Raw genomic sequence first — 12,381 nt, forward strand, 5'->3', positions numbered from 1 at the left:
GGGGGAGCTTCCGTATATGCCAAGCCAGTTCGTGAAACGCTCGACGGTCGCGCTGCTCGCCGTGGCAGCGCTCGCCGCCGGCGTACCGTCGGCCGGCGCCGCCACGGCGCTCGCGCCGAACAACACGCCCACCTACATCACCTCGGGTGTCGCCTGGGACACCACCGTCGGAGTGAATCCAGGTCAGGAGCTCGCTCCCGGCCAGCGCCTGAGCGTTCCCGGCGTCAGCACGGTGATGCAGTGGGACGGCAACCTGGTCACCTACCTGATGACACCCGACGGGCGCCAGGGCCCGGCGCTCTGGAACTCCGGCACCTGGGGAACCGCGGTGCTCACGCGGTCATGCAGTCCGACGGCAACTTCGTCATCTACCGCCAGGGCAGCACCCGCCCGAGCGACGCCCTCTGGTCCACCCGCACCTGGGGCCACCCCGGCATGGTTCCCAAGCTCTGCCCGGCGAGCGTCATGGCACCCGGCGAGTGGCTGCAGCCGGCCAAGGCCTGGCTGGTCATGCAGCTCGACGGCAACATGGTCCTCTTCCGCAAGCGGGACGGCGCCGTGCTGCGGAACAGCCACACGGAGCGCAAGCCCGAGGTGGTCGCCATGATGCAGGACGACGGCAACCTGGTCCTCCGCAGTGGCTGGACGATGCCAGTCTGGAGTTCGGGCACCTACAACAACCGGGGCGCCCACGCGACGCTCCAGGACGACGGCAACTTCGTCATCTACCGGCACGACGGCTCCAACCCGAGCGACGCCGTCTGGTCCACCGTGACCTGGCGCACCGCGGCCAGTATCCCCGCCCCGGCTGCCCCCGACAGCACGAAGGGCCAGCTTCCGAGGTTCACCCTCGTGAGCTGGCCCTTCTGGCGTTCTGTGCCCCGATCGGGCAGCGTGCCCCAGGCAGGATTCGAACCTGCGACACCGGCTTTAGGAGAGCCGTGCTCTATCCCCTGAGCTACTGAGGCGGGACGTGTCGAAATCCTTGTAGAAAACTCCTACCGAAGTCTTCAGTCAAGGCCCCAACAAGTCGATCGGCCCCTCGCAGGCTCCGGGGCTAGCGAAACCCATGCAGGTAGCGCAGCCGGCGGAGTCCCGTGGTGGACCTGGGGACAGCCTAGCGGACCAGCGCCGTGATGTTGGTGCGGGTTTGCGGAGTCGAGCTACGAGCCGCCTGACGGTGGGCACCTACCCGGCGGATGATCCACTTCGTCGACGGTGGAGGGCACGGCTGGCAGCGTTCTCCGCCATCACGAATCCAAGCATGACGAGGGTCTGCCGGGGAGCGCCGTAGGCGATCATGCGACCGTTCCAGAGCCGCCGGTCCAGAGAAGCGTTCGTGGACTCCGCGTCTGCCCGGTAGCCGGCGAGCTTCTGGAAGGCTCTGGTGCCCGGTGGGATCTGGCGGAGCCACTCGGGGCGGTTGATCTGCCCCAGGTCCTCGTCGCTCGCATTGGTGGCCACCCGGATGCGTGCCTTGTGCCCACCATGTCGGCACGGGATCCGCAGCACGTGGTACCACCTGCACTCATTGGCGGAGGAGCGCTGCTCGAGCTTGACGACCGGCAACGGAATGTTCTCGCCTGTGCCGTCCTCGGTGATGCGACGCTCGGCCACCCGCCCGTCGACGGCCCACAGGTCGTGACGGCACTTGGAGCCGAGATAGGGCGTGAGGCGCCTTGGGCCGCACGTGCCGTGCTGTTTGTTGACCACCAGCCTGCCCTGGCGGGCGATCTCGTCACGATGGATCCCACGGAAAGCGCCGTCCCAGACCGTACCGAGCGCGCCACGGGCTTCCCGGAACAACTCCTTGAGACCGTCAAGGGCCAGCCGGGCCTCTCCACCCTCTTGGCCGGCCGGCTGATGGCGCGCTTCGAGGATGACGCGGTCGCGGTAGTCGTCGCCGCGCGCAGAGAACAGGACGAACTTGGGACCCCACACCATCGTCTTGTCCCCGCTCTCCGCGTGCAGGCCGGAGCCAGGATCGAAGCGGTGGCGTTTGATTTCGCCGGTGGTGGTGTCGACCGTCTCGGCGGCAGTGGCCGCCGTGGGTGCCTTGACCACCGTGCCGTCACCGATGATGAGCTGCTGTCTCATCGGATTGGACCAATTCTTGGGGCCACCAGGGTCAAGGAGGCCTTGGGCCTCTGCCTGCCGCACGGCCAAGGCCCGATGTGCCTCCAGGAGGTCGGCCAGGCGGGGCAACAGCAGCCGCGTACGGTTGTAGAGCCAGTGATGCCTGGTGGGGCCGCAAGCCGGCAACGCATCGGCCTCCTGTCTTCCGAGGTTGGCGGCGACACCCTCACGGACGCGACCCCAGGTCTCGCCGCATTGCAGGTGTGCCGCGGTGCTCCGCGCCGAGCCGAACACCATGGTCAGGGCGTTGAAGATCACGTAGACATAGGGCGGGTAGTGGCCGGGGCGTCCAACACTTCCAGTGGCGTGCGGGGGGATGAGGCGGGCAAGTTCGTAAACGGTGGGGTGAGCGGCGACGGCTTCGATCCAGTCATCGCGAGTGACCGCGTCCTTGTCCCTTGAGCTCTTGCGCGGCGAGCGCTCCCCCTTGGGAATGGCCTCTCCGAAGATGTCCATGGGCACGCCTCAGCCACCCCCGTCACGCCAGCGGTGGCCGATGACCGCTGCAGTACGGTCGAGGGACCAGCAGGCGGGTCGCGTCCTCGATGCGGCCGCTGGCCGTGAATGCAGTCAGGCCGGCATACGCCGTGACGGATGCGGGCTTGAGGTCGCTCTCGCGCCCCAATCCTGCCCGCACAAGGACATCCCGCAGGGCCACACAGGCCCGCGCTTGGCGTTGAGCGTCACTGCCGTGACGGCTGGTGGCGAGCGGCTGCGCGCCCCAGGACGCCGGGTGCCGTTCAGCCAGTTGGTGAATGCGCAGAACGAGGATGCTCTTGCTCCAGGCATCGAGGGCGCACCAACGTTCGTCGGTCTTGCTGGACCCGTGAACCCGTACTCGATTGGCCGCCAGATCAAGGTCTGTTCCGCAGATATGGCCGATCTCACCGGTGTTGGCTCCCGCCAACGCCAGTGCAGCCACGGCGGCATGCCTGGTGCGGTCAGCTGTCGACTCTGCGAAGAGGCGGCAGCAGGCGGCCTCCTCTGCGGTGAGCGGTCTCGCTGATTGCCCGGTGCGGGGAGGCAGCTCGATACTCCAGGTCGGATCGTTGTCGACCAGCCCGAGCTGACGGGCGCCTCGGAAGAACATCCGAAGGACGGAACGGCGAAGGTGCCTGGTGGACAGGGAAACGTCATCGATCCGTCCATGGCGAGTCCTGCCCCGAGCATGGATGAAGTCGCCTGCGAGGCCTTCGGAAACCTGCCCGACGAGCTCTACACCGTTCGCTGCTGCATAGCGGCTGAACCGGCCGATCAGCAACCCGAACTTGTCCAGGGACTGAACGGACAGCGCACCGCGCTCCATGTCGAGATGCCATGCGGCGAGGACGTCACCCACAGCGTCCGACAGGGCCACGCTCTCAGCCATGCCAACTACCCACCGACGTGGCGGCGATGACACGCGGCGACATCTGCCCGAAAGCGAGGGACATGGCTGCTCTTCCACATAGAGTGCGGTGCATACTTGCACCATCGTGGAAGTCGTAACGCGACTCGGCAACCGGAAGGGATTGGAGCCGTGGGTACATGGGATGATCTCGGCATGCCCCGAAGCAGCAACGACCAAGTCCCGAAGGAGTACGTCAGCTCCGGGACATGGCCACGCGCGGAGCTTCGGGAAGACGCGCCGGCCAGCGCCCATTACTCGCAGGCTCTTGCTCGGAACCTTGAGGCGGCACTCCACGCCTCCGGGCACAGCCTGCGAACTCTGGCCGACGAGGCAGGCCTCACGCACACCACGATCGGACGCGTACTGCGCGGCGAGGTGCTTCCTGACCTGGGGACGCTCGCCCGACTCGAGGTCGTCTTCGACATCGAGCTGTGGCCCGGACTGGCCAGCCTGCCACAACGAACCACCCAATCGAGTGAATCCGCTATCGGCTAGCCATGGAAAACAGCAGGAAACCGCCACCGAGGCGGTGAGGCGTCCGCTAGAGAACTGGCATCATGTTCGTCACGTGGATGGCGAGGGACTTGAACCCTCCGATGCAAAGGTTTCCAGAGGCCTGCTCGGGACCAGCCGCCACCCATTGGAGCGCCCGAAGAGTTACGAAATCCTCGAAGATTCGACCCCTTCGGGCGCTCCAGCTTTAGGCCACAGCTTCGGCCGCCTGCACTCGCATGACCTTGCACATCGCAATCATGATGTCGGAGAACTCCTTCGGGTCGAACAGTGCGATATCTGCAGGCGTCAACCGAATATCCACACTGACGGCGTACGAGACTTCGTCAGCAGTCGATGCTGAGGCACGGCGCTGCTGCCGATCCTCGGACTTCGCCTGCGGAGGCACCTTTCCTTCAGTTCCGGCGGTGTTCATCGGCTCCTCGTTCGGGGATTCTCGAGCCGGCAACGGCAGGACGATCCGACCCTTCTCGTCTCGTTGCACGAGGTTCGCGATAATCATCCATTCGACCAGGTAGGCCAGGGCCACCGCACTGTTCTTGTTCGTGTCCACACCGGCCGCCAGGCGGAGCCGTTCGGTGAGGTCCTCGACGGGTCGCGGCCCCGACGTGAGGAGCGATCGCGCCTCCGTGGCGAACCACATACGCCCGAGGATCTCGCCGAGCGCTTCGCGGGCTGGCTGGCGGTCTCCACCCTGCCTCCACAGGCGACAGAACCGAAGCAGTCCAGTGGTCGGGGCATACTTTCCGCCGTCTGCGGCCATCATCAGATCGCAAGAGATCATGAAACGAGGCACCATGGCTGCATGCTGCCGGCTCATACCGACCCGGTCGGCGGCATTCTCGATCTTGACGGGCTCGATATTCTCGCCACTGAGGTCCACAACGGCGTTCGCCAGCTTGATCGCGTTCGGCGGGTGCACACGTGCGGTTGGAAGCACCTGCTTCGTCGCACGCATACCTTCAGATGCGCCGGCCATACGAATCTCCCCAAAAGGTCTGAGCGGGCGTCGCAGCGATCACGCTAGAGGCAGCAAAGTCGCGGTCGCAAGCCTCGCCAAGGCCGCCCCCAAGCACCGGGCATCCGCTCGCGCGCTCACGTAGCACGTGGCCGCATGCATCCTTGTGTCGCATATCGGGCGGGATGACCCCATGCGACACAAGGAAGCATGCGGGAAATCAGCGCACAGTCAGCAACCGGGCGGCGGCTCGCGGCACCTCGGAGGCAATGATGGACGCCATCCTGTCTCGCGAAAAACGGTGCTGAAAGTTCCCTCTCAAGGGTGATTCCGACATCTCGATCAGGTTCGAACTTTGCCGATCGAGCATCAGGTCATCCAGTCCAGTACCGCAGAAGCAGGAGCCTGGCCCACACGCCCAGGCGACGTGGGGGCACCGAACGCCTCTATCTGGAGTACAGGGGCAAGTACATCAAGGGCGATCAGGCCGCGAGGCCCGATGGCCTTGCCGCATCTACGAAGGGACACGCGGCAGATCGGCCGCGCTTGCTGCAGCCCCGCCGACCACAACTGCGTCCTGCGAGCAACGGCAGATGGCACCCGCACGTCGGTCCCATGACGCTCGCAGGAATCGGGGCGACGCGCTTGTCCTCATCGAGCCTGCCCGATACTCCGAAGAGCCGCGTGAGCAGAAAGCCACGGGCCTCTGCGGTCCGACTTCGTCAGGTCAGCGGCACAGCCGTAATGCGGTCGCCTGTACTGGTCAGCCGCGCGTCCTTGAACATCTGAGCAATGTCCGCCTCCAGCGCGGAACGGATGTCGGCTCCCAGGCGCCCCCAGCCGAAGAAGTCGCAAGTTGCCCGGACAAGCTCCTCCCGGCTCATGCCCGGGCACTCCGAAGCGAGCTCGTAGAGAGCAAGCCTGCGCTCGGCCGACGGCACGTGCAGCACCTTGCGGGGCCCGTACGCGTCAGGCGTGCGGGCCAGCAGAGGGGCGTCTCCCGCAGGGCCGTAGACCCCCGACTCGATCTTCCTGGCGCTACCGGCACGCACCAGGCCGGCCAGCACGGCCTGGATGTTGTCGCGGATCCGACTGCCGGAGCGGGCCACACCCCAGGCTTCACGTGCGCGGAGAATCAGGAGGTCCTCGTGGATGGGGCCCTCGGTCTTCAGGACGGCGGACAGGAGTCGACGCAGTTCGGGCCGCGCTTCCACGGTGTGCATGTCGTACCTGGGGAAGGCCTGGACCTGCGCCGTACGGTACGGCACCGCCCACGTTCGTGCGTGGTCGGCGTCGACGGCTACCCGCTCCGGCTCACCGTGCGGGCCGTCTACGTTCTGGTCCGGCTGACGCCCCACGCCGGGTGCCGCTGCCGGAGCGGGCGCTGGGGTGGGTGTCATCGCACCGGGTGACTTGGCAACAGCTGCCTCAACGGCGGCCCGCAGGCGACTCTGCGCTCCGACGCGGTCGCGGTACCAGTCCGTCCCCCAGATCCGGTACAGCTTCCATCCGAGGCCCGCAAGAACCTCTTCACGGAGCCGGTCACGATCGCGCGCGACCTTCGAGGAGTGGTACATGGCCCCGTCGCACTCGATGCCGAGAGCGTAGGAGCCGAGTGCGTCCGGGTGTCTCAGACCGAGGTCGATGCGGTATCCGGCCACGCCCACCTGCGGCTGGACCTGGTATCCCCAATCCTCAAGTACTTCCAGCACCGACTCCTCGAACGGGCTTTCCGGCTCTGCCTGGTCCTGAACGACCTGTTGGGTGAGGACGGCTGGGCCGTGCTGCGCGTACTGGAGGTAGCGTTTGAGATGCTGGACGCTCTCGTTGTCGCTGTCGCCGAGCTCGTCCCCGGTGAAGGAAGCAACGAGTTCCATGCGGTAGCGGGCGCGAGTGACGGCAACGTTGAGGCGACGCCAACCGCCCGGCCGGTTGATGGGACCGAAGTTCAGTGACCTCCTGCCGTACTGGTCCGGCCCATAGCCGACCGACATGATCATGACGTCGCGCTCGTCGCCCTGGACCGACTCCAGGTTCTTGACGAAGAATCCGTCGAGTCGGTCCTCGGTGAAGTAGCGGTCCAGGTCTGGGCGTGCCTGGCGGGCCTGCTCGACCGTGAGCTCGATGGCGGACGCCTGCGCCTGCGAGAGAGCGACGACGCCCAGGCTCTGGCCGGGGCGGGTGTCGAAGTGGTGCAGGACGCGTTGTGCGACCAGTTCTGCCTCGACCACGTTGTCTGCGCGCCCGCCGCGGTCATAGACGCCATTGGCCCGGAAGAACTCGACGCCGACGTGATTGCCGGACTCATGGGCTCCGGGGAAGGTGACCATCGAGTTGCCGTAGAACGACCGGTTGCTGAAGGTGATCAGGTCCTCGTGACGGCTGCGGTAGTGCCAGCGAAGGTCCAGCGTGCGCATTGCTCCGGCACGGCAGGCGTGGAGCAGCGACTCGAAGCTGTCGGGGAGGTCCTCGTCCCACTCGTCGGAGTCGTCTCCGACCGCGGAGTCGAAGAACGATGTAGGCGGGAGCTGCTTCTCGTCTCCCGCGACGATCAGGGCCGCACCCCTGTAGATGCAGTTCGCCGCATCACTTGGCCGGACCTGTGATGCCTCGTCGAAGATGACGACGTCGAACTGATAGTCCGCTGGTACGAACTGGCTGACAGTTAGCGGGCTCATCATGAAGCAGGGTTTGACCAGTCGCACCACCTCACCGGTCCGGGACAGCAGGTCTCGGACCGGCATGTGGCGGCTCTTCAGCTCAGCCTGTTTGGCAATTACTGCTGCAGCACCACCGGCGAAGTTCCGAGGCCGGCGGCTGTTGACCGCCCCGATGACCGCACCTCTGGCTGCAGCTACCAGCCGGCGGTCCGCCTCCCGGAAGTCCTCGGTCCTCGCGTCCAGGTCGGTCGAGCGGCTGACCCGCAGCCGGGGATCCGCATCGAGGACAGCGTTAGCCCAAGCTCGCAGCAGCGCGCTTTCGACGACCGCGGGGAAGTCCGCCGCCGCAACACCCCGCTCCACGCTGCGCGGCACCAGCTCATCGATGCGCAGCGGGCGCAGCTGCTCCAAGCCGGCACTGAAGGCGCGCCATTCCTCCGCGCCCTGCGGGTCCTGGAGCAGCCGGTCGACCAAAGCACGCGCCTGCCCGAAGGTGCCCGACAGCTGGAGTGACAACTGGACGGCACGGGAGTCGGCGAAGAGCCCGATCAGCGCGCCGACCTGTTCGGTCCATCGGCGGAGTCGCCGGTCTGCGATGTCGCACCAGCCCGCGAGAGCGCCACGCACCGCACGAGCCAGCAGTGGGATCTGGGGATCGGCGTCAGCGCCGTCAGCGACCCGGGCCACCACTTGATCCGGTCGTTCGGCCGCTGCGGAGAGAGCAACGACGCGCCGGGTGGTTGCCAGGGCCTGCTGAAGCCGGTCGAAGCCGAGTGCGTCGCGTGGGGTGTAGCGGCCGAGCAGGGAGCCGTGGTCGCTGAGCAGTGCGGCGGCCTTGGCTGTGGCCTGCTGCCAGGCAAGCGCGTCACCGAGTCGGCGGGGCAGGTCCTTGTGCCAGGCACCGGTCTTGGTCAGGGCGGCCACAGCAGCCCGGTCGGCCTTGTACTGGCCGGAGAAGCGGACCAGCAGACCGTGGTGCTGCTCGGCGAACCGCTGTACCAGAGCATCCAGGTCGTCGGCCTTGAGCACCTGGTCACCGAATACGTCGGCTGCCCGCTCCGCCGCCAGCCGCTCCGTGGTGACGGCTTCGGCCAGTTCGGCCGTCGCCGCCTCCGCACGCGCCAACGTCCCCGCATCCAGCCAGGCGGCGAGTGGCCGGTGATCGGCCCCGGCCAGGTCGGCGAGTTCCAGCATGCTGAAGGCCGCTGCTGCGGTCGTGGGCTTGGGCATACCGAAGGCATCGGCCAGTTCGGCGAGCATGGTCGACGGATCGTCCGGCAGCGAGGTATGGGCCGGGGCGGCAGCTGTGGGCAGCCCTACGCGAAGCGTCTGGATCAGTGCCGTGAGCTCCCGGGCGGTGCTCGGTTCGCTCGCGGACTCGGCGAGGGGACGCCGTCGGCATGCCGCCTCGACCTGTTCCAGCGCGTCGTCCGCCTGTGCCAGCACGTCAAGCGGCGACGCTCCGATCAAGTGCCGCCACAGGAAGTCCTCGCCCTCGACGGCCGGGCGCCAGGCGCGGCTGATCGACTCTGCCGCGCCAAGCATCTGCTGCAGCATGGAGGCGGAGAGCTCCCGGCTGATCCGAGCTCCGTCGAGACGCATTCCCGGCTGCCCGGCGTCCCCCCGCTCGAGCATGACCAGGCGGCCGAGGACGTCGTGCAACGTGCGTCCCAGGGGTTCGCGGCGTTCGTTCATCGCGGCCGCGTAGGCGGACAGGGCCTCACGGAGTTCGCGGGCCTTGTCGAGTTCGTGTGCGGCGGCGCCGTTGGCGCGTACCTCGGTCCTCAGCACCCGGCCCAGCTCGGTCGCCACGGCCTTCTTGGACGTGTCGCCGCTGTGCAGGGCGAGGACGAAGTCTGCGAGGCCGACGTCCCGCAGACGGTTGCGCACCACGTCGAGGGCGGCTGCCTTCTCGCTGACGAACAGCACGGTACGACCGGCGTGGATCAGGGCGGCGATCAGGTTGGTGATCGTCTGGCTCTTACCCGTTCCCGGAGGTCCACTGACGACGAAGGAGCGGCCGTCGAGGGCAGCCGCGATGCACTGCCGCTGGGAGGCGTCCGCGTCCAGCACGAGGGGAGTGCGCTCGGGCGGCTGAACATCGTCGATCCGGTCCAGACTGGGCGGGTCGAAGCCGACAAGATCACCGGGAAGCCCGGCGTCCGGTCCCAGGGCGACCGCCCGGACCAGCGGGTGGGCGAGGATCCGCTCCTCGTTCTGCTGCAGGTCGTGGTACATCGCCTCCTTGTGGGAGGCGAACAGGCTGAGGACGACCCGCTCGTTCACCGTCCAGCCCTGTCGGCCGATAGCGATACGCCGAGCCGCCGCGAGCACCGCGCTGAGATCGGAGACGTCGGCCTTTCCGACGGCAGTCCAATCCACTCCCATACGGGCGAGCTTGACGGCGAGTGCGGGGTTGTGGACGGCGTCCTGGTCCTCGGCCGCATGAAGACGTGAGCGACCGCTCTGGTCTCGGCGAAGCTCGACGGGTACCAGTAGGAGTGGCGCCGAGGACGGCTTCTCCTGGTCATCCGATTCGCGCCAGTCGAGGATGCCCACGCCGAGCCAGAGCACCCACAGGCCGAAGTCGTTGTACATCTGCCCGGACTGGTTGCGCAGCCGGTTGACTGCACTGACCAGGCTGGCTTCGGTGGTCTTCTGCGTCACCAGACCGGCGGGCCGTCCCAAGTCCTTGGACAGCACCACACGGTCTCCGTCGGAGCTCTCCGCAGGAGACACGAAGTCCCAGCCGCGTGCCAGCCCGGCCAGCAGCGTGGAGGCGTCCGGGGACTGTATTTCGAGAGTGGCGGTGCGGGTGTGCCGGAAGTTGAGCAGCTTGTTCCGGCCGCTCAGGTCCAGCAGGGACTCGCGCCAGTCGCCCAGCACTCGCAGCAGCCTGTCCCGCCCCGGATCCCCTGAACCGGCCGCGGCGGGGGTGCTGGTCATCGGCATGTTCATCCATCCAGGAATTCGGTCGCACAGGTGCGCGGGCCTGAGCAGTCACCGTGCACGAAGTTCGATGATGATACGAGTGGTGGAGGGCGGTTTGAAGGTGCCATCCACCACCAGGGGTGCTGCAGTCAGTCCGAGGCTCGGCCGTTCAGGTCCAGGCGGATGCGGGCGAGCATTTCCGCGACCTCCAGGGCCAGCTCATCGTCGGGGCCGTAGACCATGACCAGGTCCTCGTGGAGGGGCTCCAGGAGTCGCAGGGCTTCGATGACCCGGCCCTGGGCGAGGAGGAGGACGGCGATGCCGTGGCGGAGCTCGATGGCCTCCTCGCTGACGTCGCCGTCGAGCCTGCTGACGACGTCGAGGACACCCTGGAGTTCGTGGAGGGCCTCGGTGACCTGGCCGAGTTCGGCGCGGCAGCGGGCCGCCTGGGCGCGGCATTCGCGCGCGGACGTGCCGGTGGGACCGGCGGTGCGAGCGTAGGCGACGACGAGGGCCTCGAACTCGGGCAGGGCGGCCCGGTAGTCGCCGCCGAGGAAGCGGACCGCCGCGCGCCGCCTGCGCAGGCCGAGGACGTCCCTGCTGTCGCTGCCTAGTGCGCGGGCGGCCGGTTCGATGACGGCGCCGAGCATCTCGACGGCCTGGGCGAAGCGCCCGTCGTCCAGGAGGGCGTCGGAGTGCGCGTACGCCTCCTTGATCGCAGCACGCAACTCGTCCGGGACGGGCAGCGGCTGGAGCTCGAGAGTGGTGGGGGTGCGGACGGCCGCAGGAGGTTTCTGCGCCCGGGAGCGGGGCGCGTAGGGGTGGCGGAAGAGACGAGTCGGGTCCGGAGCTCCGGGGGGGCCGGCCTCGGCCTGTGTGGGGACGGAGCCGGCCTCCGGCAGGAAGGGCAGGAGGCGATCGTAGACCTCCTGGGTGTCGGCCGGGCGGCTCTCAGACGCCTTGCGCAGGAGGTGGAGGACGAGCTTCTCCACCGGCTCGGGCACATCGCCGCGAAGCTGCCGCAGTGGGACCGGTGCGGCGGTGAGGTGCTGGTGCATCAGCGCGTACTCGTTGCCATCGAAGACCGGTCGGCCGGCGAGGAGTTCGTGCAGCACGCAGCCGAGGGCGTACAGGTCCGTCTGCGGGGTGATCCGCCCGCCGCGGACCTGCTCCGGCGACATGTACTGGTGGGTGCCGATGGGGCTCCCCGTTGCGGTGAGCTTGGTGACGTCGGTCCGCAGGATCGCCGCAATGCCGAAGTCGAGGACCTTCACCGTGCCGTCGCGGGCGACGAGGATGTTGCTCGGCTTAAGGTCGCGATGGATCACCGGCAGGTCGTGGGCGTGGGACAGCACGGTGGCGACCTGGGCGGCGACGGCTGCGGCCCAGCTGACGGGCAGCGGGCGGTCGGGCTGGAGGTAGGCGGAGAGCGGTACGCCGTCGACAAGTTCCATCACCAGGAACAGCCGCTCGTAGCTATGGTCCAGCACCGCGTCGTAGACCTGGGGCACGCCGGGGTGCTGGATGCGTGCGGTGATGCGCGCCTCCCGCTGGAACCGCTTGGCCAGTTCCTCAGCCAGCTGCGGCGAGGTGACCGCCGCCTGCCGGATCAGCTTCACGGCGACGGGTCGGTCGAGCACGACGTCGTAGCCGCGCCAGACGTCGCCCATGCCGCCGTGGTTGAGCTCGTCCAGGAGTTCGTAGCGATCAGAGATCACGGTCGCCGGCACGCGGCTCCCCCGTTTCTGCGTGCGTGGTCGATGGCTGCGGGGTTGTGCGGGATGTGCGGTCGG

At 67.7% G+C, this 12,381-nt stretch carries 6 protein-coding genes and 1 tRNA gene; 1 reads left to right on the plus strand and 6 read right to left on the minus strand.

Annotated elements, in window-relative coordinates; genetic code table 11:
• Nucleotides 1–895: 895 nt before the first annotated feature.
• The 3 genes from KSNIM_RS16610 to KSNIM_RS16620 form a co-directional block, all read right to left on the minus strand.
• Nucleotides 896–968: transfer RNA gene (locus KSNIM_RS16610), tRNA-Arg, on the minus strand.
• Nucleotides 969–1,188: 220 nt separating this feature from the next.
• A complete protein-coding gene (locus tag KSNIM_RS16615; protein WP_263103992.1) occupies nt 1,189–2,592 on the minus strand; it encodes a hypothetical protein in 1,404 nt (467 codons plus the stop codon).
• A 22-nt stretch (nt 2,593–2,614) separates the two neighbouring features.
• Nucleotides 2,615–3,505: a hypothetical protein gene (locus tag KSNIM_RS16620; RefSeq protein ID WP_263103993.1), complete on the minus strand. Its 891-nt coding sequence runs from the start codon at nt 3,503–3,505 to the stop codon at nt 2,615–2,617.
• 174 nt (nt 3,506–3,679) lie between these two features.
• Here KSNIM_RS16620 and KSNIM_RS16625 point away from each other — a divergent pair, with 174 nt between their 5' ends.
• Entirely contained in the window at nt 3,680–4,021 is a 342-nt protein-coding gene (locus KSNIM_RS16625) for a helix-turn-helix domain-containing protein (RefSeq protein ID WP_263103994.1), read from the plus strand.
• A gap of 205 nt (nt 4,022–4,226) precedes the next feature.
• On the opposite strand, the gene KSNIM_RS16630 is transcribed toward KSNIM_RS16625, so the two are convergent.
• The 3 genes from KSNIM_RS16630 to KSNIM_RS16640 form a co-directional block, all read right to left on the minus strand.
• Nucleotides 4,227–5,018 carry a hypothetical protein gene (locus tag KSNIM_RS16630; protein ID WP_263103995.1) on the minus strand — a complete coding sequence of 264 codons (792 nt, stop codon included), beginning with the start codon at nt 5,016–5,018 and terminating at the stop codon, nt 4,227–4,229.
• A 701-nt stretch (nt 5,019–5,719) separates the two neighbouring features.
• Nucleotides 5,720–10,603 (minus strand): DUF3320 domain-containing protein, encoded by a 4,884-nt coding sequence (locus KSNIM_RS16635; RefSeq protein ID WP_263103996.1) that lies wholly within the window; start codon nt 10,601–10,603, stop codon nt 5,720–5,722.
• A gap of 134 nt (nt 10,604–10,737) precedes the next feature.
• Nucleotides 10,738–12,318: a serine/threonine-protein kinase gene (locus tag KSNIM_RS16640; RefSeq protein WP_263103997.1), complete on the minus strand. Its 1,581-nt coding sequence runs from the start codon at nt 12,316–12,318 to the stop codon at nt 10,738–10,740.
• Nucleotides 12,319–12,381 lie beyond the last annotated feature (63 nt).

It is taken from the genome of Kitasatospora sp. DSM 101779 (assembly GCF_025655475.1).
Classification (GTDB): domain Bacteria; phylum Actinomycetota; class Actinomycetes; order Streptomycetales; family Streptomycetaceae; genus Kitasatospora.